Here is a 23,140-nt window from a genome sequence, read left to right as displayed (position 1 = left end):
AGGTCCGGGGGCGCGGCGCGCCACGGTGGCGCGTCAGACCACCGCGCCGCCGTGCGGGTCGTGCGGCTCGTCGGGATCGCGGTCCTTCATCCGGACGACGAGCGTGGTGAAGCCGCCGAGGAAGGCGGTCAGGCCGACCCAGGCGGGCCAGCCGGAGACCTGGCGCCAGACCAGGGCGTCGAAGAGGAGCAGCGCCGGACCACCGAGGACGGCGATCCAGGCGAACCTGCTGGTGGTGTCGCCGGTCGGCAGCGGCGGGGGCTCGGGCGGCACGAAGTGGCCCTCGTCGGGGTCCTCGGCGGCCTCCCAGTCGCGCGGGCCCGGGGACTGGACGATGGAGGGCGCGGGGGGCGGCGGGTTCTTCGCGCGCAGGTTCTCGATCTCGGGCCAGTCCGGACGGTTCAGGTCCACCGGGTCGTCGAACTGCGCGACCAGGGCGGCGAAGATCGCGTCCTGCTCGGCCTGGCTGCCGGGCGCGGGCGTGGGGCGCTGCTCGCTCTCCTGGGGGCGGTCCTCGTCGTCGCCCGCCGTGTTGTTCTCGTGCTCGTGCACTGCCGGCCCTTCGGTCCTGGTGGCCCTCAGCCCCGCTGGTCGGTGGCGTCGGTGCCCTGCGTGACCCCGGACAGCCGACGGACGAACCCGAGGGACTCCTCGAAGATCAGTTCGGCGTCGTGGTCCAGGGTCGCGACGTGGTAGCTGCGCTCGCACAGCCGCTCCGTCACATCGACCGAGGATATCCGGGCGCGGACCAAGGCGGAGTTCGCCGGGGAGACCACGTGGTCCTGCGGGCTGCGCAGCAGCAGCACCGGCTGCCCGACCCGCGGCAGGTCCTGCTGCACGGTGCGCCAGAGCTGGGCCAGTGACCAGGCGGCGTCCAGCGGAACGCGGTCGTAGCCGAGCTCGGTGGCGCCGGGCCGGGCGATGTCGCCGGCGATGCCCGGCAGGCTGGGCAGCAGGTGACGGACCACCGGGAGCAGCGCGGTGGCCGGATTGTCCGAGCGCACCGAGGGGTTGACCAGGACCAGCCCGGCCACCAGCGCCGGGTGCTCGGCCGCCAGCCGCAGCGCCAGCGAGCAGCCCATCGAGAGGCCGAAGACGAAGACCTGCTCGCACTGCTCGGCGAGCAGCAGCAGTTCGCGGGCCACCTCGGCGTACCAGTCCTGCCAGCGGGTCACCTGGAGGTCCTGCCAGCGGGTGCCGTGGCCGGGCAGCAGCGGCAGCGCCACGGTCAGGCCCGCCTCGGCCAGGTGCTCGGCCCAGGGGCGCAGCGACTGCGGGGAGCCGGTGAAGCCGTGGCAGAGAAGCACGCCGATCGGGCCGCCGCGGTAGTGGTAGGGCTCGGCACCGGGCAGCAGCGGCATCCGGGGAAGCTCCTTCGGGAATCCTGCGGTGAAGGTGAGGGGCCGCGGCCATCGTTGCACGGGGTCGGCGGGGCGTACAGACCTTCACGGTCGCGCGGCGGCGCCGCACTGGTGCGTCGAGGGGGTCGCGGGGGCATTAGGATCGACCGGTCTGCAATACAGGAGGTCCGGGTTGTTCTACCGACTGATGAAGATGATCGTCGCGCCGATGCTGCGGATCTTCTTCCGGCCGTGGATGGAAGGTGCGGAGAACATCCCGGACGAGGGCCCGGCGATCATCGCCAGCAACCACCTCTCGTTCTCGGACTCCTTCTTCCTGCCCGCGTTGATGAAGCGTCGGGTGACCTTCATCGCGAAGGCGGAGTACTTCAACACGCCCGGCCTCAAGGGCAAGCTGACGGCCGCCTTCTTCAAGGGCGTCGGCCAGCTCCCGGTGGACCGCTCCGGAGTGCGCGGGGCCGGTGAGGCGGCGATCCGCAGCGCGGTCGCGGTGATCGACCGCGGCGAGCTGTTCGGCGTCTACCCCGAGGGCACCCGCTCGCCCGACGGCAAGCTGTACCGCGGCAAGGTCGGCGGCCTGGCCAGGGTCGCGCTGCAGACCGGCGCGCCGGTGATCCCGGTGGCGATGATCGACACCGAGAAGGTGCAGCCGCCCGGCCAGGTGGTCCCCAACTTCGGCATCCGCCCCGGCATCCGGATCGGCCGCCCGCTGGACTTCTCCCGCTACCAGGGCATGGAGAACGACCGCTTCATCCTGCGCTCGGTCACCGACGAGGTGATGTACGAGATCATGCGGCTCTCCGGCCAGGAGTACGTGGACATCTACGCGACCGCCGCCAAGCGGCAGATCGCGGACGAGAAGAAGCGTGCGGACGCCGAGCGCCGGGCCGAGCAGCGCGCGGAGCGGGCGGCGGAGAAGGCGGCCGAGAAGGAGCGCCAGGAGCTGGAGAAGCTGGAGCAGGAGAAGCAGGAACTGGAGCAGGGCAAGCAGGAGTCGGGCGACTCCTAGGGTCTGTTCGTTCGGCGCGAACCGGGGGAGCGGGCGCGGTGGCAGTACCGGGGGGTGGCCCGAGCGCGGCGGTGGCGGCCGGCGGGATGTCGGTGGAGCTGCCGCTCTGGCGGGGGATCAGCGGATACCGGCTGCTCGCGCTGGGCTACGCGCTGTTCCGGTTCTCGCTGGTCTTCGCGCACGTGCGGCATCCGGTGGCCGGCTGGATCTACCTGGGCGCCCTGGTGCTCTGGACGTTGGCCACCTCGCGCGCCTTCGGCAACCCGGCCCGCTGCTCCTGGCCGATGCTGGGTTTCGACCTCGCCATCGCGGTGAGCGGCATCGTGCTCAGTGGATATGTCGACACCCCGCAGCAGACCGCGGCCGGCGCGCTGACCCTGCCGACCATCTGGGCGGCCGCCACGGTGCTCGGCTTCGGCGGCCGGGGCGGCTGGCGGCTGGCCGCGGCGGCGGCGCTGGTGATCGGCGCCGCGAACATCCTCGGGCACGGCGGGCCGACCCTGGACAACATCCACAACACCGTGCTGCTGCTGATGGTCGGCTGCCCGGTCGGCCAGGTGATGGAGCTGGCCAGGGCGAGCGAGGCCACGCTGGGCGAGGCGTTGCGGGTGGATGCGGCCACCCGCGAGCGGGAGCGGCTCTCCCGCGACATCCACGACGGGGTGCTCCAGGTGCTGGCGCTGGTGCAGCGGCGGGCCGGCGCGGTCGACGAGCGGCTCGGGCAGCTCGCCGGGGAGCAGGAACGGGCGCTGCGGACGCTGATGACCAGCGGCCGGCTCCCGGCGCAGACCCGCGGCGAGGGCCGCGACCTGCGCGAGCTGCTCAGCGGCTACGCCGACGAGCGGATCACCGTCGCGGCCCCCGGCACCCCGGTGCTGCTGCCCGGCCAGGTGGCCGAGCAACTCGCGGCCGCCGTGGGCGCGGCCGTGGACAACGTGCGGCGGCACGCCGGGCCGGACGCCCGCGCCTGGATCCTGCTGGAGGACGAGCCCGCGGCGGTGACCGTCTCGATCCGCGACGACGGCCCGGGGTTCCCCGCCGGACGGCTGGCCGAGGCTCGGCAGGACGGGCGGCTCGGCGTCGCCCAGTCGATCGAGGGCCGGCTGAGCGACCTGGGCGGCACGGCGGAGTTCAGTTCGGCGCCGGGCGAAGGCGTCGAGATCGAGTTGCGGGTACCCAGGGAAGGCGAGGGCTGATGGCGGGCCAGCAGGTGTTCGGTGGGCGGCTGCGGGTGATGGTGGTGGACGACCATCCGATGTGGCGGGAGGCGGTGGCCAGGGACCTGGCCGACGCGGGCTTCGAGGTGGTGGCCACCGCCGGGGACGGTGCGCAGGCGGTCCGCCGGGCGGCCGCGAGCCGGCCGCAGGTGCTGCTGCTCGACCTGCACCTGCCGCTGCTGCCCGGTGCCGAGGTCTGCCGCCAGGTGCTGGCCGCCGATCCGGGCCTGCGGGTCCTGGTGCTCTCCGCGAGCGGGGAGCACGCGGACGTGCTGGCGGCGGTGAAGGCCGGGGCGAGCGGGTACCTGGTGAAGTCGGCCGGGCGCGAGGAACTGCTGGACGCGGTGCGGCGCACGGCCGCCGGGGACGCGGTCTTCACCCCGGGACTGGCCGGCCTGGTGCTCGGCGAGTTCCGGCGGCTGGCCGCCGAGCCCGTCGACGAGGCGCGATCGGGCTCGGCGGGGGCGCCGGTGCCGCGGCTGACGGCACGGGAGACCGAGGTGCTGCGCATGGTGGCGAAGGGGTTGTCGTACCGTCAGATCGCCGAGCGGCTGGTGCTCTCGCATCGCACGGTGCAGAACCACGTGCAGAACACCCTCGGGAAGCTCCAACTGCACAACCGGGTCGAGCTGGTGCGCTACGCCATCGAGCGGGGGCTGGACGACGACCCGAGCTGACCCGGTCCGATGGTCGGTCAGCCGGCCACCTGGAAGGCGTAGTTGAAGTCGGTGTGCCCGTGGTGCCGCATCATGCTCAGCCAGAACGGCATCAGCATCTCCAGACCCCGCGCGGCCTGGATGCCGCCCAGGTCCACGATGTCGGCGGCCGGCCAGCCGAAGGACTCCAGCAGCGCGGTGACCTCCCGCTTGGCACCCGCGTCCTCGCCCGCGACGAAGAGCTGGTGCCGGCCGGGGACCCGGGTGGGGTCGACCATCACCGGGGCGGAGAGCGTGTTGAGCGCCTTGACCACCCGGGTGTCGGGGAAGGCGCGCTGGATCCGCTCGCCCATGCTGTCGTCGTTCACCGGGTCGAGGGTGACGGTGCCGTCGGCGGCGAACACCAGCGGGTTGCAGACGTCCACCAGGACCTTGCCGGCCAGCGCCTTGGCACCGGCCGCCTCCAGCGCGGCGAGCGCGACCGCGCCCAGGGTGGCGTTGATCACCAGCTCGCCGAACTCGGCGGTGTCCGCGAAGGTCCCGTTGTGCCCGTGCGGTCCGGCCGCTTCGGCCCAGGCGGTGCCGGTGGGGTTGGCCTCGCTGCGGGAGCCGAGGGTGACTTCGTGCCCGAGGGTCAGCAGTTTGTCGGCCAGGGTCTGACCCACTGAGCCGCTGCCGAGGATTCCGATTCGCATGGCGGCCATTGTGCTGCGCGCCACCGCGGCGCCGGCGCCGGCACAACGAGTGGCTGTGGCAGGACTGCACGTAGTAGGTGCGGACCTGGCACAGCCGCCTCGCCCGTGCTCAGCGCGCCACCGGTACCGCGCCGCGCAGCAGTTCGGCCACCAGCGTCACGCCGTCCCGGGTCAGCACCGACTCGGGATGGAACTGCAGGCTCGCGAAGCCGGGGCCGCGCAGCCCGTGCACGTCGCCGGTGAGCGGGTCGCGGGCCACCTCGACGCCCTCGGTGGCCAGCCGGGCGGCGTCGGCGTCGGTGCAGTGGGCGGTGAAGGTGTTGTAGAAGCCGACGGTCTGCCGGGTGCCGAAGAGGTCGATGGTCTCCTGGGCGCCCTGGTAGACCTCGGCCTTGCGGCGCAGCCCCAGGCCCAGCTGAGCGCTGAGCAGTTGGTGGCTCAGGCAGACCGCGAGCAGCGGTGCGGTGCGGGCGCCGGCGCGGGCGGCGGTGAGCGCCTCGGCGACGATCGGGCGCAGCAGGGCCATCTTCGGGTCGGCGGCGTCCGCCGGGTCCCCCGGGCCCGGGCCCAGCACCAGCGGACCGCGGTGCGCGGCGATGAGCCGGCGCAGCCCCGGAGTGTCGTAGCGCAGCACCGAGACCCGGTGGCCGAGCGCCCGCAGCAGGTGGGCCAGCATCGCGGTGAAGGTGTCCTCGCCGTCCACCACCAGCGTCTCCAGCGGCTGATCGGGCGTCACATGCTGTTGCATCCGCAGCCAGAACGGGGCCAGATCGGCGCGGCGCCCGTCCAGCGCGGCCTGGACCCGGTGGTCGTCGGCCAGCCGGGGGCCGCCGTCGCGCGCGCTCTGCCCGGACGGCGCCGGGCGGGCGCCGATCGCGGTCAGCACGCCGGCCGCCTTGGCGTGCGTCTCGGCCACCTCGCCGGCCGGGTCGGAGTGCCGGACCAGGGTGGCGCCGACCCGGACCACCAGGCGCCCGGTGGCCGGGTCGATGTCGGCGGTGCGGATGCAGATCGGCGAGTCCAGCTGCTGCCCGCCGCTGGCCGAGCGGCCGATCAGCGCGAGGGCACCCGAGTAGTAGCCGCGCCCGCTGCCCTCGTAGCGGTGGATCACCCGGGTCGCGTTCTGGACCGGGCTGCCGGTGACGGTGGCGGCGAACATGGTCTCCCTGAGCACCTCGCGCACGTCCAGCGAGGTGCGGCCGCGCAGCTCGTACTCGGTGTGCGCGAGGTGGGCCATCTCCTTCAGCCGCGGGCCGAGCACCTGACCGCCCAGGTCGCCGACCGTGCACATCATCTTGAGTTCCTCGTCGACCACCATGGTGAGCTCCTCCAGCTCCTTGGGGTCGTGCAGGAAGGCGAGCAGCGAGTCCAGGGTCGGGCCGCCGGCCGGATAGCGGTAGGTGCCGGAGATCGGGTTCATCACGACCGTCCCGCCGCTCTGCCGCACGTGCACCTCGGGCGAGGCGCCGACCAGCACCGTGTCGCCCGTGTGCACCACGAAGGTCCAGTACGCGCCGCGCTCCTGCGCCAGCAGGCGGCGGAAGAGGCTGAGCGCGAGCGCGGGGGAGAAGTCGGCCAGAGTGCCGTGGAAGTCCCGGCGGATCACGAAGTTGGCGCCCTCGCCACGCCCGATCTCGTCCCGGATCACCGTGCGGACGATCTCGGCGTACCGCTCGTCGTCGATGTCGAAGGCGCCGTCGGTGAGCGTCACCGGCAGCTGGGGCAGCGCGGCCAGCAGCTCCGCCAGCGGCAGGGCGTACTGCTCGGTCACCCGCAGCGCCTGCAACGGGGTGCCGTCGTCGTGCGCCACGAAGCCGCGCTCGCGGATCTGCCGGTACGGGACCAGAGCGAGCAGGTCGTGCCGTGGGCGGCCGTCGGCGGGGGCACCGGTGGGCAGCGGCAGCTCGGCCAGGGTGTCGTAGTGGCCGACCTCGCCGATCAGCACCTCCACCGTGTCCGGCGCCAGCCGCGGGGTGCGGCGGTGCAGGACGGCGAAGGCGGGGGCGCCGGGGGCGGTCAGGCGGGCGAGCAGGGCGGCGGCACGGGAACCGGTCATCGTCGGCGGCTTTCCGGGAGGAGGGGCGGGGGCGGTCCGCTCTGCCGGGAAGGCCGTCTGCTGGATACGACGACGGCCGCCCGGGTGGGGCGGCCGTCGAGTCGTCAGGGACGCGCGAGCGGTGGGCCGACCCGAGGGTTGGCCCACCACCAGGAAAGGGTGTGCGGCGCGTGCATGGAAGCGACAGTAGCCGATCGCCCACCGGAGTGAACGCGCGGTGGGGAAATGTCCGCGCGGTGTCTCACCCATCGGAAGGCGGTCACAAATCGGTTGTCACACCCCGTAGCCTGGACACCGTGACCGTGACAAATCACCATTCCTGGCAATCCTTGCCCGCGGCGCAGCAGCCTGACTGGCCGGACCGTGAGGCGCTGCGCACCGCTCTGGCGGACCTCGCCTCGTATCCGCCCCTCGTCTTCGCCGGCGAGTGCGACCAGCTGCGCGCCCGGCTCGCTGCCGTCGCGCGTGGTGAGGCGTTCCTGCTGCAGGGCGGCGACTGCGCCGAGGCCTTCGACGGCGTGTCGGCGGAGCAGATCCGCAACAAGCTCAAGACCCTGCTGCAGATGGCGGCCGTGCTCACCTACGCCGCCTCGGTTCCGGTGGTCAAGGTGGGCCGGATCGCCGGGCAGTACTCCAAGCCGCGCTCCAAGCCGACCGAGACCCGCGACGGGGTCACCCTCCCGGTGTACCGCGGCGACTCGGTGAACGGCTTCGAGTTCACCCCGGAGTCCCGCCGCCCCGACCCCGAGCGCCTGAAGCGGATGTACAACGCCTCCGCCGCCACGCTCAACCTGGTCCGCGCCTTCACCACCGGTGGCTACGCCGACCTGCGCCAGGTGCACGCCTGGAACCAGGACTTCGTGCGCAACTCGCCGGCCGGTCAGCGCTACGAGCGGCTGGCCAAGGAGATCGACAACGCGCTGAGCTTCATGCAGGCCTGCGGGGTCGCGCCGGAGGAGTTCAAGACCGTCGAGTTCTACTCCTCGCACGAGGCGCTGGTGCTCGACTACGAGACCGCGCTGACCCGGGTCGACTCCCGCACCGGCGACCTCTACGACGTCTCCGGCCACATGGTCTGGATCGGCGAGCGGACCCGGCAGCTGGACGGCGCGCACATCGAGTTCGCCGCCAGGATCCGCAACCCGATCGGGGTCAAGCTCGGCCCGACCACCACGGTCGACGAGGCGCTGACCCTGATCGAGCGGCTCGACCCCGAGCGCGAGCCGGGCCGGCTCACCTTCATCACCCGGATGGGTGCGGGCAAGGTCCGCGAGCACCTGCCCACCCTGGTGGAGAAGGTCACCGCCTCGGGTGCGCAGCCGGTCTGGATCTGCGACCCGATGCACGGCAACACCTTCGAGGCCGAGACCGGGCACAAGACCCGCAAGTTCGACGATGTGCTCGACGAGGTCAAGGGCTTCTTCGAGGTGCACCGCGCACTCGGCACCCACCCGGGCGGCATCCACGTGGAGCTGACCGGCGACGACGTCACCGAGTGCGTCGGCGGCGGCGACGAGGTGCTGGTCGACGACCTGCACCAGCGCTACGAGACGGCCTGCGACCCGCGGCTCAACCGCAGCCAGTCGCTGGACCTGGCCTTCCTGGTGGCGGAGATGTACCGCGGGCACTGACCTGCCCCGCCGGCACTGTGACGAAGGCCCTGTCCCCCTCGTGGGGGCAGGGCCTTTTTCGCGCCCGGAAGGCCGGGTAAGGTAAGGCTTAGCTCAAAGGCGCCGAGACCCCCGGGAGAGGCCGCGATGTACGTGTGCATGTGCCATGCGGTCACCGAGGACCAGGTGAAGCGGGCCATCGACAGCGGTGCCAACTCCCCGCGTCAGATAGCCCAGGGCTGCAAGGCCGGTACCGACTGCGGCTCCTGCGTGCGGCGGATCCAGACGCTGCTCGGCGAGCACGGCGGTCGGCCGTGCCCGACAGCCCGGCTGGCCGCGAAGCTGGGGCTGGCCGATCCCGAGGCCGAGCTGCCGGCCAACCGGCCGATCGAGCTGCGCCGCAGCGCCTGATCGTCCGGAGTCCCTGAACGCCCTAGCTCTCCGGCTGTTCGATCAACTGGGCGATGTAGAGCGCGTCGCCGAGCTTCTCCAGCAGTTCGAGCTGGGTGTCCAGGTAGTCGATGTGGTGTTCCTCGTCGGCCAGGATGTCCTCGAAGATGTTGGCCGAGGTGACGTCGTTCTTGGCCCGCATCACCACGATGCCCCGGCGCAGCCGGTCGATCGCCTCGACCTCCACCTGCCGGTCGGCCTCGAACATCTCCTTGACCGTCTGGCCGATCCGGACGTGGAAGAGCCGCTGGTAGTTGGGCAGGCCGTCCAGGAAGAGGATCCGGTCGGTGAGGATCTCGGCGTGCTTCATCTCGTCGAAGGACTCGTGCCGGGTGTATTTGGCGAGCTTCGTCCAGCCGAAGTTCTCCTGCATCTTGGCGTGCAGGAAGTACTGGTTGATCGCCGTGAGCTCGGCGGTGAGCTGCTCGTTGAGGAACTCGATGACCTCGGGGTCGCCCTTCATGGCGGTGCCTTCCTGCCTCGCTCGGGAAACGGCTGGACGCATCCTGGCATCGCTATGGGTGGTATTTCCAGTAAGTTCACGCTCACTCGGAAATGTGTCGGATTAGCCGTTTTCCGGTGGATTGCCCCAGTTGATGGGGCGTGCGACCGCCGTGAGGGGCGTGAAGCTTCCGCCGTCCGCCGTCTGTCACCATGGAGCCATGGGTCAGTCCGAACAAGAACCACCGCCGCCGTCTGACCCCAGGCTCCCACCCGGACAGCGCCTGCAGCGTGGCTGGCCGGTTCTGCACTACGGTCCGGTGCCCCGTTTCAAGCCGCTGACCTGGGACTTCCAGGTGTTCGGGGCGACCGCCTCGGCCGAGAAGCACAGCTGGGACCACGAGGGCTTCCACCGGCTGCCCAGGACCACGATCCGGGCCGACTTCCACTGCGTGACCCGCTTCTCGATGCTCGACAGCGAGTGGAGCGGGGTGGCCGCCAGCACCGTCCTCGAGCTGGCACCGCCCGCCCCCGGCGTCAGCCACGTGATGGTCTGGGCCGAGTACGGCTACAGCGCCAACCTCCCGCTGGCCGTCTTCGCCGACCCGCGCACCGTCTTCGCCACCCACCACGACGGCGAGCCGCTGACCGTCGAGCACGGCTTCCCGGTGCGGTTGATCGTCCCCCAGCTCTACGCCTGGAAGGGCCCCAAGTGGGTGCGCGCGGTGGAGTACATGCGGGCCGACCGGCGCGGCTTCTGGGAGGAGCGCGGCTACCACAACCGGGCCGACCCGTGGACCGAGCAGCGCTACTCCTACCAGGAGGAGCCACAGGACGGTCCGCTGCGCTGAGCCGCCGACGGCCGCCCCGGAAGTCGGCCGCCTCGGAAGCTGGTCGCCTCAGAAGTTGATGGTCACCGTCGACCCCTTGGGCAGCATGGTGCCCGCCGTCGGGCTCTGCCCGGAGACGTTGCTCAGCCCGAAGAAGTTCAGCCCGCTGCTGCGCACCTTGAACCCGGCCGCGGTCAGCGCCTTGGTCGCGTCCGACTCGTTCATCCCGGTCACCGACGGCACCGGCACCGGCTGCGGTCCCTTGGAGAGGGTCAGGGTCACCGTGCTGCTGGGGGCCGCGGTGCCGGTGACGTCCTGCGCGGCCACCGAGCCGGCGGCCACCGAGTCGGAGTAGCTCTGGTCGGTGGCCAGCGCCACCTTGAAGCCGGCCGCGATCAGCTTGCTCTGCGCGTCGGCCACCGCCAGCCCGGTGGTGTCCGGTACGGCCACCGGCGCCGGGCCCTTGCTGACCACCAGCGCGACCGGCGCGTTCACCGGCAGCGGCTGCCCGGCGGCCGGGGCGGTGGAGATCACCGAGCCCTGCGGCACGCTCGGGCTGTAGTCCTGGGTGGTGCTGCCGGGCGTCAGCCGGGCGGCGGTGAGCTGCTGCTGGGCCTGGTCGAGCGGCTTGCCGGTGACGTCGGGTACGGCGATCCGCTCCGGCCCCTTGGAGACGGTCACCTTGACCGCGTCGCTCTTGCGCGCCCGCTGGCCCACTCCGGGATCGCTGCTGATCACCTGGCCCGGCGGCACCGACTCGCTGAACGCCTGGACGAAGTTTCCGCGCAGGCCCACGCCGTCCAGGGTGCTGACGGCCTGCGCCTGGGTCTGGCCGAGCACGCTGGGCACCGTCGCGTAGACGGCGCCGGAGAGCAGGTAGCTGACCCCGGCGACCACCAGCGCGACCACCGCCAGCACCGAGCCCCAGAGCAGCCCGCGCCGGGAGCGCGGCTTGCGCTGGCGGCGCGGCGGCCGGGGCGGCTCGTGGTAGGGCCGGGGCTTGGTGATCATCGAGGGCGGCGGGGCGGTGAAGACGCTGGTCCGCTCCACCACCGGGGCGGCGAGCACCGAGGTCGCGTCGACCGGCGAGAACTGCGGGGCGGGCCGGCTGGCGGCGGGCGGCTCGGCGTCGAGCTGAGCCGGCGTCAGCACGCGCCGCACCCGCTGCAGCGCGGCCAGCAACTCGACCGCGTCCCACGGCCGGCCCTGCGGGTCGCGGGACGTCGCGGCCGCGACGATCGCGTCCAACTCGGGCGCCAGGCCCGGCACCACGAGGGAGGGCGGCGGGACGTCCTCGTGCAGGTGACGGTAGATCACCTGCATCGGGTTGTCCCCGGAGTACGGCTTGCTGCCGGTCAGCAGCTCGTAGAGCATGATGCCGGCCGCGTAGACGTCGACCCGCTGGTCGGTGGCGGCGGACGGCTGGATCTGCTCGGGGGCCAGGTAGGAGACCGTGCCCATGATCACGCCGGGGGTGGTGGTGTCGGTGACCGCGGTGTCCGCGCCGGAGAGCAGCCGGACCAGACCGAAGTCGGCCACCTTGACCAGGCCGCCGTCGGTGATCAGCACGTTCTCCGGCTTGACGTCCCGGTGCACCAGACTGGCCCGGTGCGCGGCGCCCAGCGCGGCCAGCACCGGCTCCAGCACGTCGAGCGCGGCCCGTACGGAGAGCGCGCCGCGGTCGCGCAGCAGGTCGCGCAGCGTCCACCCGGGCACGTACTCCATCGCCAGGAAGACCGAGCCGCCGTCCGCGCCCTGGTCGAAGACGTTGACCACGTTCGGGTGCGACAGCCGGGCGACCGCCTTGGCCTCCCGGATGAAGCGGTCGGTGAATCCGCTGTCGCCGGCCAGCGACGGGTGCATGACCTTGAGCGCCAGCACCCGGTCCAGCCGGGTGTCGGTGCCCCGGTAGACGGTGGCCATGCCGCCCACCGCGATGCGCTCCTCGACCCGGTAGCGCCCGTCCAGCAGCGTCCCGAGCAGGGGGTCGTTCAAGGTCGTGTCCACCAGAGGAGTCTAGGGGCGGTCAGAACACGGTTGGGTGACCTGGCTGTCATGGTTCGTCATCAGTGTGGGCGACGGGGCGTCAGAAGGCGGGCCGCTCCCGGTGGTCGAGCTGCGGGTCCAGGTCGGCCCGGCCTGCCATCGTCGAGGAGGCCTCGGCGTGGAAGCGGCGCGGGATCCGGCCGGCCCGGTAGGCCAGGCGGCCGGCCTCGGCGGCCCGGCGCATCGCGTCCGCCATCAGCACCGGGTCCTGGGCGCGGGTCACCGCGGAGGCCAGCATCACCGCCGAGCAGCCCAGCTCCATGGCCAGCGCCACGTCCGAGGCGGTGCCCGCGCCGGCGTCCAGGATCACCGGGACGCCCGCGCTCTCCACGATCAGCTGGAAGTTGTGCGGATTGCGGATGCCGAGTCCGGAGCCGATCGGCGAGCCCAGCGGCATGATCGCCGCGCAGCCCACGTCCTCCAGCTTGCGGGCCAGCACCGGGTCGTCGTTGGTGTAGGGGAGCACCGTGAAGCCGTCGTCGACCAGGGTCTCGGCGGCGTCCAGCAGTTCGATCGGGTCGGGCAGCAGGGTCCGCTCGTCGGCGATCACCTCCAGCTTCACCCAGCTCGTGCCGAGCGCCTCGCGGGCCAGCCGCGCGGTCAGCACGGCCTCGCCCGCCGTGAAGCAGCCGGCCGTGTTGGGCAGGATCCGGATGCCGTTGCGGACCAGCACGTCGAGCACCGAGCCCTGGGTGTCCGCCTTGACCCGGCGCATCGCCACCGTGGTCAGCTCGGTGCCCGAGATCCGCAGCGCCTGTTCCAGGATCTCCAGGCTCGGGGCGCCGCCGGTGCCCATGATCAGCCGGGAGGTGAAGGTGGTGTCGGCGATCGTCAGACCGTCTTTTTCGTCGACCAGGCGAGTGTCAGCCATCGGAGCGTCAGCCTCCCTGCACGGCGGTGAGGATCTCCACCCGGTCACCGGGCGCGAGCCGGGTACCGGTCCACGCGCCCCGCGGCACCACGGTCTCGTTGACCGCCGCCGCCACGCCGGAGGGTGCCTTGGACAGCTCGGCGACCAGCTCGGCGAGGGTGGCCGACGCCGGCACCTGGCGTGGTGCGCCGTTGACGGTCAGGGGGACGGTCTGGGGAATCGCGCTCATGTCAGGCTCCTGGCGGCGAAGCGGTCGGGGGAGAACGGGGCGGCGAGCTCCGGCACGCTGCCGGTGGTCAGGTACTCGGCCAGCAGGTCACCGGTGACCGCCGTGAGCAGCACGCCGTTGCGGTAGTGGCCGGTGGCGGCCACCAGGCCGGGCAGTGCGGTGGGGCCGAGCAGCGGGGCGTTGTCGGGGGAGCCGGGGCGCAGTCCGGCGCTGGTCTCCACCAGCGGCAGCTCGGTGATCCCGGGGACCAGCTCGTGCGCGTCGCGCAGCAGCTCGTAGACGCCGCCCGCGGTGACCACGGTGTCGTAGCCCTGCTCCTCGGTGGTCGCTCCGATCACCAGCTCGCCGTCCGCGCGCGGCACCAGGTAGAGGTGGCCGCCGCGGACCACCGCGCGCACGTTGCGGGAGAGGAACGGCGCGTAGGCCGGCGGGATCCGCAGCCGCAGGATCTGGCCCTTGATCGGCCGGATCGCGGGTAGCACCCCGGACGGCAGCCCGGGCAGCTGGTGGCTGTGCGCGCCGGCCGCCAGCACGACCTGGTCGGCGAGCAGCCGTTCGCCGGTGCTCAGCCGGGCACCGATCGCGCGATCGCCCTCGACCAGCAGCTCGACGGCCTCGGCCCGGTGCAGCCACACGCCGCCCAGCTCGCAGGCGCGCACGAGGGCGACGGACAGCCGCCGCGGATCCACCTGGTGGTCGCCGCCGACCAGCAGGCCGCCGCGCACCCCCGGGGCCAGCATCGGCTCCAGCCGGCGGGCCTCGCGGCCGGTCAACCAGTCGGACGTCAGGCCCAGGCGCTGGTGGAACGCGTGCAGCTCGCTCAGCTCGGCCTTGTCGTCGGCGTCCAGCGCGACCGCGAGGGTGCCGGTGCCGCGGTAGCCGGTGTCCAGGCCGGTCGCCTGGGAGAGTTCGGCGGTGAAGGCGCCGTACCGCTCGTTGGACGCCATGCCCAGGCGCAGCAGCGGCTCCTCGCCGTACTGCAGCTCGGTGACCGGGGCCAGCATGCCCGCGGCCACCCGCGCCGCGCCGCCGCCCGGGTCCGGGTCCACCACCGCCACCCGCAGCCCGCGCTGCGCGGTGCGCCAGGCGACGGCGAGGCCGATGATGCCGCCGCCGATCACCAGCACGTCGGTCGTCGTGCCGTCCTTGATGCGTGACAAAGGACCGGTTCTCCCTTCGCCGGAATGACCCGGATCAGGTTCGGACGGTCGCGGGCCGCCGCAGCCCGCCTCTCAGCCCGGTGCGCCGGGCTCCCGTGAGGACGCCCCCACCATAACGCCGGGTGACCGGCGGCTGAATGCGGCGATCGCCCCATGGGACGCCGGGGGCCGGTCTAAGGTGGCCGGATGGCAGAGCTGAGGAGCACGGATCGGGTGGTCGTGGTCGGCGCGGGCCTGGCGGGCGCGCAGTGCGTGGTGGCCTTGCGGGAGGGGGGCTGGCGGGGGCCGCTGAGCTTGGTCGGCGCGGAGCCGCACCGCCCCTACGACCGGCCGCCGCTCTCCAAGGACGTGCTGCTCGCCAAGGCCGACCGGACCGCCTTCGACCTGGACTGGGAGGCGCTCGACGTCCGGCTGCTGACCGGCCGCCGGGCCACCGGCCTGACCCCGGGCACGCTGCACACCGAGGCCGGCGACCTGCCGTACGACCGGCTGGTGATCGCCACCGGCGCGGCCCCGATCCGGCTGCCCGGGGACGGCGCGGCCCGGGTGCTGCGGACCATCGACGACTCGCTCGCACTGCGTGCGGTCCTGCGCCCGCAGGCCCACCTGGTGCTGGTGGGGGCCGGCTGGATCGGCGCCGAGACCGCCACCGCCGCCCGCCTGCTCGGCTGCCGGGTCACCGTCCTGGAGGCGGCCGACGCGCCGCTGCCGGGCGCGCTGCCCGTCGAGCTGACCGCGCCGATGCGCGCCTGGTACGCCGAGGCCGGGGTCGAGCTGCGCCTAGGCGCCCGGGTGGACCGGATCGAGCCGGGCGCGGTGCACCTGGCCGGCGGCGAGTCGGTGCCGGCCGACGAGGTGGTGGTCGGGGTCGGCGCCCGCCCGGACACCGGCTGGCTGGCCGGCACCGGTGTCGAGCTGGACGGGGCCGGGGCGATCCGCGTCGACGAGCGGCTGCGCACCTCGCTGCCCGGCGTCTGGGCGGCCGGTGACTGCGCCGGCTACCCGTCGGCCCGGTACGGCGGGCGGGTCACCGTGCAGCACTGGGACCACGCGCTGCACTCGGGCCGCGCGGTGGCCGCTGCGCTGCTGGGGGCCGAGGACCCGTACGACCCGGTGCCGTACTTCTGGTCCGAGCAGTTCGGACGGATGGTGCAGTACGCCGGCCGGCACGGCGCGGGCGACCGGCTGCTCTGGCGCGGCTCGCCGGCCGAGCCGCAGTGGAGCGTCCTCTGGCTGCGCGGGGAGCGCCCGGTGGCGGTGCTGACCGTGGACCGGCCGCGGGACCTGGCCCAGGCGCGGCGGCTGATCGACCAGGGCAAGGCGCTCGATCCCGCGCTGGCCGCCGACCCCGCCGTGCCGCTCAAGTCGGCCCTGCGCTGACGCCCGCCGGACCGGCCGTTGGTGCGCGGTGGCCGTGCGAGGTGGCAGGCTGGTGCCGTGAGTGACGTGAGTGAGAGCGAATCGAAGATCGAAAACCTGGTCCAGGACTGGGTGTACCTGCCCGACATCTCGGAGCGCTGGGGCGTGCTGGTCACCGAGGTCCGCCAGATGGTCAAGGACCGCAAGCTGATCGCGGTGCGCCGTGGCCCGAATCGTTCGTTGCAGGTCCCGGCGGCCTTCATCGAGGACGACGGCCTGGTCAAGCACCTGGCCGGGACGCTGACCGTGCTGCGGGACGGGAGGTTCAGCGACGAGGAGATCCTGGAGTGGCTCTTCACCGAGGACCCCTCGCTGCCGGGCAGCCCGATCCAGGCGCTGCGCGAGAACCGGGGCACCGAGGTGAAGCGGCGCGCGCAGGCGATGTCGCTGTGACGGCCGGCGCCGACCTGCGGGCGAAGCTCGCCGACGCCCGGCTCTACCTGTGCACCGACGCCCGCCGCGAGCAGGGCGACCTGGAGCAGTTCCTGGACGCGGTGCTGGCGAACGGCGTGGACCTCGTCCAGCTGCGCGACAAGGGCCTGGAGGCCAAGCAGGAGCTGGAGTTCCTGGAGGTCTTCGCCGCGGCCGCCGAGCGGCACGGCAAGCTCTTCGCGGTGAACGACCGGGCGGACGTTGCGCACGCCGCGCGCCCGCAGCTGCTGCACCTGGGGCAGGACGACCTGCCGGTGCCGGCCGCCCGGGCGATCCTGGGCCCGGACGTGCTGATCGGGCGCTCCTGCCACGCCGAGTCCGAGGTGGCGGGCGCGATCGCCGAGCCGGGTGTGGACTACTTCTGCACCGGGCCGCTCTGGCCGACCCCGACCAAGCCGGGCCGGCCCGCGCCGGGCCTGGGCCTGGTGGAGTACGCGGCGAAGCAGTCGACGGACCGTCCGTGGTTCGCGATCGGCGGGATCGACCTCGGCAACCTGGACCAGGTGCTGGCGGCGGGTGCCCGCCGGGTGGTGGTGGTCCGGGCGATCACGGCCGCCGAGGACCCGGGCGCGGCGGCAGCCGAACTCGCACGGCGAGTGCGAGCCGCAAGCTGAGCGTCCGTCAGTAACGACGCACGGTGGCGGCCCGGGCGAGCGCGAGCAGCGTCTCCCGGGCCGCTTCGTCCTTCAGCGGCGCCGCCGCCAGCGCGGCCAGCGAGCGCGCCATCAGCTGCTCGATCCGCTGCTCCACCTGGGCGGGCGCGCCGCTCTCGGCCACCAGGGCGCTGAGCTCGGCGATCTCCGGCGCCGTCAGGTCCGTGGCGCCGAGCCGCGCGTCCAGCCGGGCGGCCCGCTCCCGGGGCAGCGCCCGCAGCGCGAGGGCGACCAGCAGGGTCCGCTTGCCCTCGCGCAGGTCGTCGCCGGCCGGCTTGCCGGTGACGGCCGGGTCGCCGAAGACGCCGAGCAGGTCGTCGCGCAGCTGGAAGGCCTCGCCGAGCGGCAGCCCGAACTCGCCGTAGGCCGTGACCAGTTCCTCGCTCGCACCGGCCAGCCGGGCGCCGACCTGCAGCGGGCGCTCGATGGTGTACTTCGCCGACTTGTAGTGCAGCACCGTCGTCGCCCGGGTCAGTGCCCGCTCGTCGGTCGAGTCGCCGGCCACCGGCTCCAGGACGTCCAGGTACTGCCCGGCCATCACCTCGGTGCGCATCAGGTCGAAGGCCGGCTTGGCGCCCAGCACCGTCGCCGGGTCCAGGCCGCAGCGCACGAACAGCTCGTCGCTCCAGATCAGCAGCAGGTCGCCGAGCAGCAGCGCGGCGGCCGACCCGTACTGCTCGCGGTCCCCGCGCCAGCCGCGCTCGCGGTGCAGCGCCTCGAAGCGCCGGTGCATCGAGGGCAGGCCGCGCCGGGTGTCGCTGCGGTCCATCAGGTCGTCGTGCACCAGCGCGCTGGCCTGCAGCAGTTCGAGCGCCGCGGCCGCCCGGAAGATCCCCGCGCTGTCGTCCGCGCCGCCGGCGCCGCGCCAGCCCCAGTAGCAGAAGGCCGGACGCAGCCGCTTGCCGCCGTCGAGCAGGAAGTCGCGCAGCGCGTCGGCCGCCGCCACCAGGTCCGGGGAGATCGAGCTCAGCAGCGCGTGCTGCTCGGTCATGAAGGCGGCGAGCGCGGCGTCGACCCGGGTGCGGGCGGCCGCCTGGTCGAGCGCTTGCACGGGCGTGGGGCTGGGCGAGGTCACGGCGCACTCCGGAGTGATCGGGATCGGGATCAGGTTAACCGGGCGACCGGACAGCAGTGCGACAGCCGGACCCACCCCGGCCGCCGGTGGACGGGCCCGCGCCGTGCTTGCCCCAGCTGGTGGACGGATCGTCTCAGTGGTTGAGCGGGGTTTGTCCGTGCGACAGCCCCGCCGGATACCCTGCGACCATGGCACTCGGCGTACCGTCCACCAGAACCGACCGCGCGCTCACGGTCCGCGAACTCCTGGCGGCCGGGAAGCGTTCGTACTCCTTCGAGTTCATGCCCGCGCGCAACGAGGCGGCCGAGCACAAGCTCTGGGCCGCGATCCGCCGTCTCGAGCCGCTCAACCCCAACTTCGTCTGCATGACCTACGGCGCCGGCGGCTCCACCCGCGGCCGCACCGTCAACCTGGTCGGCCGGATCGCCGCCGAGACCACGCTCACTCCGGTCGCCCACCTGACCGCGGTCGACCACTCGGTGGCCGAACTGCGCAACATCATCGGCCAGTACGCGGACCAGGGGGTGCGCAACGTGCTCGCGGTGCGCGGCGACCCGCCCGGCGACCCGAGCGGCGAGTGGGTGCGCCACCCGCAGGGCGTCACCTACGCCTACGAGCTGGTCGAGCTGATCAAGTCGATCGGCGACTTCTGCGTGGGCGTCGCCGCCTCCCCGAACATGCACCCCCGGTCGACCGACTGGGACGAGGACATCCGGCACTTCGTCCAGAAGATCAGGGCCGGCGCCGACTACGCGATCACCCAGATGTTCTTCGAGGTGGAGGACTACCTCCGGCTGCGCGACCGGGTGGAGGCGGCCGGCTGCTCGGTGCCGATCATCCCGGAGATCATGCCGGTGACCAACGCCAAGCAACTGGAGCGCTTCCCGCAGCTGAGCGGCGCACCCTTCCCGCCCGGGCTGGAGGCGCGGCTGCGCGCGGTGGTGGACGATCCCAAGGCGCTGCGCGAGGTGGGCATGGAGCACGCCACCTCGATGTCCGAGCGGTTGCTCGCCGAGGGCGTGCCGGGGCTGCACTTCATCACGCTGAACGGGTCCACGGCCACGCTGCAGATCTACCAGAACCTCGGCCTGCACCGGGGCTGAACTCCGGCCCCGGCCGGTCTCGTCCGCTCTCGTCCGGTCTCGTCCGGGATGTGGGGCGGCGGCTGCCGACCAGGTACAGTCGCCGGACACGCGCGCCGCGCGCCGGGCTGTGGTGGAGGACGCAGATGGGCATCGGGATGCTGGCGTTGTACGCGGCGCTCGCCGTGGTCGCGCTCTGGCTGCTGGCCGAGCTGCTGCTGCAGAACCGGGCCCCGCTGCACTGGCGCGGGCTCGCGCTCGGCGGATTCCTGCTGGTGGCGGCCGGGATGGCGATCCACTCGGTGCCGGTGATCGCCGCCGGGGCGCTCGCCTTCGCGCTCGGACAGGCCCTGGTGACCCTCTCGGTCAAGCGCGGTTACTCCACCGGCTGGTCGCTGCGCGCCACCGACGGGTCGCTGCCGGGACCGCTCGCCAAGGTGCCGCTGCTCAGCGCGGCCACCGGGGGTGCGGCGGCGGTGGCGGCCGCGGCCGCCGAGGAGAAGGTCGGCGAGGTCGGCCCGATCGAGGAGCCCGAGCAGGAGCTGCTGCCGCAGCCCGCCGAGGAGGCCGTCGAGCTGGCGATGGCGGCGGGGGAGTACGGGGTCTACGACTCGGTGTACGAGCACCAGCAGCAGCACCACCAGCAGCAGCAGATGCAGCCGCAGCAGCAGGCGATGGCGTACCAGTACGGCGAGCAGCAGCCGCAGCAGCAGCAGTTCGACCCGAACTACGGCTACCAGCAACAGGTCCCGGTGGAGTACGGGTACTACCAGCAGCCGCAGGAGTACGTCGGCTACGAGCAGCAGCAGCCGCAGCAGTGGCAGCAGCAGGCCTACGACCCGGCCCAGTACCAGCCCGAGTACGGCATCCCGCAGCAGCCGCAGCAGCCGACCTACGAGTACTACCAGCCGCAGCCGCAGCACGAGGGCTGGCAGTAGCGGATCCCCCGGCGTCGACCGGACAGGCCCTCGGGCGCCCACCGCTGCGGGCTGATCCGGAAAGATCCGCCGGACAGGCCCTACGCGGGCCCGATCAGCCCCGCCACCACGCAGGCCGACATGCCGGCCCTGGCCAGCCCGCCGCCCGGGTGCGCGGCCCCGCCGACCAGGTAGTGGCCCGGTCGCCCGGCGACGGTGTTGGCCGGCTGCAGGAAGGCGCCGCCGGCCCCGGCCAGCGACGGGCGCGGCACGGCGCCGCCGGGGGCCGAGGTCTCCCGCTCGGTGTCGGCCGGGGTGCGCAGCTCCCGCCACAGCATCCGCTCGGCCAGGCCCAGCCCTGCCTCGTCCAGCCGGGCGAGCAACTGGTCCGCGAACTGCTCGGCGCGGCCGGGGACGGTCCAGTCCAGCCGGGCCTGGGAGGGCACGGTGACGGTCAGGGTGACCGCCTCGTGGTCGGCGTCGGGGCGCAGTGACGGGTCGTCAGGACGCAGCACCTGCACGGTCGGTCGGTCACAGAGTCGGGCGGTGGCGCCGAACAGGGCGGCCAGCTCGTCGGCCCGGTCGGCGGCGTGCAGCACCGTGCGGTGCGCGGCGCCGGGCGGGCGGGCCCCGCGCAGCGCGAGCAGCACGGTGAACCGGCCCGGGGCGCTCGCCTCGCCCGGCGCCGTGCGGAGCACCAGGTCGGCCTCGACCGGCAGTTGGTCCTCGACCTGCTCGCCGAACCGGAACGCCACCCCGCGCTGCTCGCACCGCCGGTAGACGGCGTCGGCGAGGGCCCGCAGGCCGCCCTGGACGTACCAGACGCCGAAGGTCTGCTCCATGTACGGGATCACCGTGGCGCCGGCCGGCACGCTGCGCGGGTCGAACCCGAAGCGCAACGCGTACTCGGTCAGCAGGGCGGTGAGCGCGGGGTGTCCGCCGAGCTCGCGGGTGGCGACCTGGTCCAGCGTCGCGGTCCCGCCGCCCGGCAGCAGTCGGGCCAGGCCCCGGCGTCGGGCGGCGGGGTAGGGGTCGACGGCCAGCGCGGCGGGGTCGGCGGGCAGCGGCTCCTCGAGCAGCGGCCGGCGGGTGGCCTCCCAGACCGCCCGGCCGCGGTTCAGCACGGTGCCCCAGCGCTCGCCCGCGCCGGCCCCGAGCGCGGCGTCCAGCGCCTGGGCGACGCCGCCGCGCGAGGCGTTCGGCAGCGCCAGGGTGGTGCCGTCCGCGAACAGGTGCCGGCTCTCCGGGTCCACCGGGGCCAGTGACACCAGCTGCTCCAGCGGCTCCCGGCCGGTCTTGAGCGCGAGGTCACGGTAGACGGCGGGCAGCGTCAGCAGGGTCGGTCCGGTGTCGAAGGCGAAGCCGTCGCGCTGGTGGCGCCCGAGCATCCCGCCGTAGGTCGGGGCCGCCTCGCAGACCGTCACCCGGTGTCCGATGGTGGCCAGCCGCGAGGCCGCCGCCAGTCCGCTGATGCCTGCTCCGATGATGACGATCCGTGCCATAGGGGGTGATCCTAATCGGCCGGCGTTCCCGCGGACCCGGCCGGATTGTCAGTGCCGGGCGCGACCATGACGGTGCACGGGCCGACCGGTCCGGGCACCCGCTCTGGACCGGGGGAGTAAGACCATGACCGTCACCGACCTCCCGAACACCGACCTCCATGGGGGCACTTCCCGGCCGGCGGCCGGCGGAGAGCTCCCGCTGCACTCCGTCGACGTCCACCCGGTGCTGCTCAAGGCCGGCGCCCCGCCGGCCGCCCGGGACCTGCTGGCCCACGCCCACCGCACGCTGCTCGCGGCCGCCGCCGCCGAGGACCCGCTGGAGCGGTACGCCACCGCGCACCTGGCCGCGCTGCGCACCACCGCGGCCGTGCTCGCGGTGCGCGGCCGCCCGGAGAAGAACCCGCGCAGGCGCAAGGCGATCCGCAGCGCCTGGGAGGTGCTGCCCGAGGTGGCCCCCGAACTCGCGGAGTGGGCGGTCTACTTCGCGGCCGGTGCGAGCAAACGCGCGGCGGCCGAGGCCGGCGTGCCCGGCTCCGCCACCGCTCGGGACGCCGACGACCTGATCCGCAACGCCGCGCTCTTCGTTCGTCTGGTCGAGCGGGTACTGCAGTTCGGAGGCAATAGGGTGGAGAAGTCCGGCCCGCCCGCCTCTTGAGGAGACGACCCTTGTACCCGACGCGCCCCCGCAGCGCCCTGCGCACCGCCGTGGTCTGGGAGGTGGTCCGCACGGCGCTGGAGCGTCGGGCCGCCGAACTGGACCAGCCCGTGCTGGACGTGCTGGACACCGGTGGCGGCACGGGCAACTTCGCCGTGCCGGTGGCCCGGCTCGGGCACCGCGTCACCGTGGTCGACCCGAGCCCGGACGCGCTCTTCGCGCTGGAGCGCCGGGCGGCCGAGGCCGGGGTGACCGACCTGGTCCGCGCGGTGCAGGGCGACACCCAGACGCTGCCCGAGCTGATCGCCCCCGCCTCGGTGGACGCGGTGCTCTGCCACGGCGTCCTGGAGGTGGTGGACGACCCCGCCGAGGCGCTCGGCCACCTGACCGCCACCCTGCACAAGGGCGGCCTGGTCAGCCTGCTCGCCGCCAACCGCAACGGCGCCGTGCTGGCCCGCGCGCTGGCCGGTCATTTCGACGAGGCCCGCACCGTGCTGGACGCCACCGACGGCCGCTGGGGCGCCGGCGACCCGATGCCGCGCCGCTTCACCGCCGACGAGCTGCACGGGCTGGCCGCCGACGCCGGGCTGCGGGTCGAGTCGGTGCACGGCGTGCGGGTCTTCGCCGACCTGGTGCCGGGGGTCCTGGTGGACACCGAGCCCGGTGCCATGGAGGCGCTGCTCAGGCTGGAGGAGGCGGCCGCCCAGCAGCCCTCCTTCCACGCGGTCGCCACCCAGCTGCACCTGCTCGCCGCCCTGGGCTGACCCGGCCGGG

The 23,140-nt window shown here is 73.6% G+C and carries 24 protein-coding genes and 1 riboswitch; of the genes, 13 read left to right on the top strand and 11 right to left on the bottom strand.

Annotation, left to right across the window (positions count from 1 at the left end; genetic code table 11):
* Nucleotides 1-33: 33 nt before the first annotated feature.
* Nucleotides 34-552 (bottom strand): hypothetical protein, encoded by a 519-nt coding sequence (locus tag ABH937_RS20300; RefSeq protein WP_370219011.1) that lies wholly within the window; start codon nt 550-552, stop codon nt 34-36.
* 26 nt (nt 553-578) lie between these two features.
* A complete protein-coding gene (locus ABH937_RS20295) occupies nt 579-1,361 on the bottom strand; it encodes a carboxylesterase (protein ID WP_280686971.1) in 783 nt (260 codons plus the stop codon).
* A gap of 187 nt (nt 1,362-1,548) precedes the next feature.
* Between ABH937_RS20295 and ABH937_RS20290 the strand changes: the two genes are divergently transcribed.
* From ABH937_RS20290 to ABH937_RS20280, 3 genes are all read left to right on the top strand, one after another.
* Nucleotides 1,549-2,370: a lysophospholipid acyltransferase family protein gene (locus tag ABH937_RS20290; protein WP_280687308.1), complete on the top strand. Its 822-nt coding sequence runs from the start codon at nt 1,549-1,551 to the stop codon at nt 2,368-2,370.
* A gap of 86 nt (nt 2,371-2,456) precedes the next feature.
* On the top strand, nt 2,457-3,566 hold the full coding sequence (gene macS, locus ABH937_RS20285) for a MacS family sensor histidine kinase (RefSeq protein WP_370219052.1): 1,110 nt from the start codon (nt 2,457-2,459) through the stop codon (nt 3,564-3,566).
* Nucleotides 3,566-4,264, top strand: a complete 699-nt coding sequence (locus tag ABH937_RS20280; RefSeq protein WP_280686972.1) for a response regulator transcription factor — start codon at nt 3,566-3,568, stop codon at nt 4,262-4,264. Before macS ends, ABH937_RS20280 begins: the two co-directional genes overlap by 1 nt.
* A 17-nt stretch (nt 4,265-4,281) precedes the next feature.
* Here ABH937_RS20280 and ABH937_RS20275 read toward each other — a convergent pair whose 3' ends face one another.
* Together ABH937_RS20275 and ABH937_RS20270 are read right to left on the bottom strand one after the other, a co-directional pair.
* Nucleotides 4,282-4,938, bottom strand: coding sequence for an NADPH-dependent F420 reductase (locus tag ABH937_RS20275; protein ID WP_280686973.1), 657 nt, complete (start codon nt 4,936-4,938; stop codon nt 4,282-4,284).
* 109 nt (nt 4,939-5,047) lie between these two features.
* Nucleotides 5,048-6,994, bottom strand: coding sequence for an anthranilate synthase family protein (locus tag ABH937_RS20270; RefSeq protein WP_280686974.1), 1,947 nt, complete (start codon nt 6,992-6,994; stop codon nt 5,048-5,050).
* 296 nt (nt 6,995-7,290) lie between these two features.
* Here ABH937_RS20270 and ABH937_RS20265 point away from each other — a divergent pair, with 296 nt between their 5' ends.
* Together ABH937_RS20265 and ABH937_RS20260 are read left to right on the top strand one after the other, a co-directional pair.
* Nucleotides 7,291-8,625, top strand: a complete 1,335-nt coding sequence (locus ABH937_RS20265) for a class II 3-deoxy-7-phosphoheptulonate synthase (RefSeq protein WP_280686975.1) — start codon at nt 7,291-7,293, stop codon at nt 8,623-8,625.
* 126 nt (nt 8,626-8,751) lie between these two features.
* Complete coding sequence (locus ABH937_RS20260) at nt 8,752-9,015, top strand: bacterioferritin-associated ferredoxin (RefSeq protein WP_370219010.1); 264 nt, start codon at nt 8,752-8,754, stop codon at nt 9,013-9,015.
* Between the two features lie 22 nt (nt 9,016-9,037).
* Here the strand turns inward: ABH937_RS20260 and bfr are convergent, their stop codons facing one another.
* The gene (bfr, locus tag ABH937_RS20255; protein WP_280686977.1) at nt 9,038-9,517 is read right to left on the bottom strand and encodes a bacterioferritin; all 480 of its coding nucleotides are present in this window, start codon (nt 9,515-9,517) and stop codon (nt 9,038-9,040) included.
* Between the two features lie 199 nt (nt 9,518-9,716).
* On the opposite strand from bfr, the gene ABH937_RS20250 reads away from it, so the two are divergent.
* Nucleotides 9,717-10,346 (top strand): sulfite oxidase-like oxidoreductase, encoded by a 630-nt coding sequence (locus tag ABH937_RS20250; RefSeq protein WP_370219009.1) that lies wholly within the window; start codon nt 9,717-9,719, stop codon nt 10,344-10,346.
* A 48-nt stretch (nt 10,347-10,394) separates the two neighbouring features.
* Here the strand turns inward: ABH937_RS20250 and pknB are convergent, their stop codons facing one another.
* The 4 genes from pknB to thiO all read right to left on the bottom strand — a co-directional run bounded on the left by pknB (nt 10,395) and on the right by thiO (nt 14,631).
* A complete protein-coding gene (gene pknB / locus ABH937_RS20245; RefSeq protein ID WP_370219008.1) occupies nt 10,395-12,332 on the bottom strand; it encodes a Stk1 family PASTA domain-containing Ser/Thr kinase in 1,938 nt (645 codons plus the stop codon).
* Between the two features lie 79 nt (nt 12,333-12,411).
* Nucleotides 12,412-13,242, bottom strand: coding sequence for a thiazole synthase (locus ABH937_RS20240; protein WP_280686980.1), 831 nt, complete (start codon nt 13,240-13,242; stop codon nt 12,412-12,414).
* Nucleotides 13,243-13,249: 7 nt separating this feature from the next.
* Complete coding sequence (thiS, locus tag ABH937_RS20235; protein WP_280686981.1) at nt 13,250-13,471, bottom strand: sulfur carrier protein ThiS; 222 nt, start codon at nt 13,469-13,471, stop codon at nt 13,250-13,252.
* On the bottom strand, nt 13,468-14,631 hold the full coding sequence (gene thiO, locus ABH937_RS20230) for a glycine oxidase ThiO (RefSeq protein ID WP_370219007.1): 1,164 nt from the start codon (nt 14,629-14,631) through the stop codon (nt 13,468-13,470). Before thiO ends, thiS begins: the two co-directional genes overlap by 4 nt.
* Nucleotides 14,626-14,738: riboswitch (TPP riboswitch) on the bottom strand. It overlaps the preceding gene by 6 nt.
* A gap of 79 nt (nt 14,739-14,817) precedes the next feature.
* On the opposite strand from thiO, the gene ABH937_RS20225 reads away from it, so the two are divergent.
* From ABH937_RS20225 to thiE, 3 genes are all read left to right on the top strand, one after another.
* Entirely contained in the window at nt 14,818-16,011 is a 1,194-nt protein-coding gene (locus tag ABH937_RS20225) for an NAD(P)/FAD-dependent oxidoreductase (protein ID WP_370219006.1), read from the top strand.
* A 66-nt stretch (nt 16,012-16,077) separates the two neighbouring features.
* Nucleotides 16,078-16,443 (top strand): Rv2175c family DNA-binding protein, encoded by a 366-nt coding sequence (locus ABH937_RS20220; RefSeq protein WP_280687310.1) that lies wholly within the window; start codon nt 16,078-16,080, stop codon nt 16,441-16,443.
* The gene (gene thiE, locus ABH937_RS20215; protein ID WP_280686984.1) at nt 16,440-17,096 is read left to right on the top strand and encodes a thiamine phosphate synthase; all 657 of its coding nucleotides are present in this window, start codon (nt 16,440-16,442) and stop codon (nt 17,094-17,096) included. The genes ABH937_RS20220 and thiE overlap by 4 nt, the downstream gene beginning before the upstream one ends.
* Nucleotides 17,097-17,103: 7 nt before the next feature.
* On the opposite strand, the gene ABH937_RS20210 is transcribed toward thiE, so the two are convergent.
* A complete protein-coding gene (locus tag ABH937_RS20210) occupies nt 17,104-18,210 on the bottom strand; it encodes a polyprenyl synthetase family protein (RefSeq protein WP_370219005.1) in 1,107 nt (368 codons plus the stop codon).
* Between the two features lie 188 nt (nt 18,211-18,398).
* Between ABH937_RS20210 and metF the strand changes: the two genes are divergently transcribed.
* Both metF and ABH937_RS20200 read left to right on the top strand, forming a co-directional pair.
* Entirely contained in the window at nt 18,399-19,313 is a 915-nt protein-coding gene (gene metF, locus ABH937_RS20205; protein ID WP_280686986.1) for a methylenetetrahydrofolate reductase [NAD(P)H], read from the top strand.
* Between the two features lie 125 nt (nt 19,314-19,438).
* Nucleotides 19,439-20,230, top strand: a complete 792-nt coding sequence (locus tag ABH937_RS20200) for a hypothetical protein (RefSeq protein ID WP_370219004.1) — start codon at nt 19,439-19,441, stop codon at nt 20,228-20,230.
* Between the two features lie 80 nt (nt 20,231-20,310).
* Here ABH937_RS20200 and ABH937_RS20195 read toward each other — a convergent pair whose 3' ends face one another.
* Nucleotides 20,311-21,711: a phytoene desaturase family protein gene (locus tag ABH937_RS20195; RefSeq protein ID WP_370219003.1), complete on the bottom strand. Its 1,401-nt coding sequence runs from the start codon at nt 21,709-21,711 to the stop codon at nt 20,311-20,313.
* A gap of 124 nt (nt 21,712-21,835) precedes the next feature.
* Here ABH937_RS20195 and ABH937_RS20190 point away from each other — a divergent pair, with 124 nt between their 5' ends.
* Together ABH937_RS20190 and ABH937_RS20185 are read left to right on the top strand one after the other, a co-directional pair.
* Nucleotides 21,836-22,366: an SAV_6107 family HEPN domain-containing protein gene (locus tag ABH937_RS20190; RefSeq protein ID WP_280686989.1), complete on the top strand. Its 531-nt coding sequence runs from the start codon at nt 21,836-21,838 to the stop codon at nt 22,364-22,366.
* An 11-nt stretch (nt 22,367-22,377) separates the two neighbouring features.
* Nucleotides 22,378-23,130 carry a methyltransferase domain-containing protein gene (locus tag ABH937_RS20185; protein WP_280686990.1) on the top strand — a complete coding sequence of 251 codons (753 nt, stop codon included), beginning with the start codon at nt 22,378-22,380 and terminating at the stop codon, nt 23,128-23,130.
* The last annotated feature ends 10 nt before the right edge of the window (nt 23,131-23,140 follow it).

The organism is Kitasatospora sp. GAS1066B, from assembly GCF_041262605.1.
In the GTDB taxonomy this organism is placed as follows: domain Bacteria; phylum Actinomycetota; class Actinomycetes; order Streptomycetales; family Streptomycetaceae; genus Kitasatospora.
This window is presented reverse-complemented; position numbering and strand designations above follow the sequence as displayed.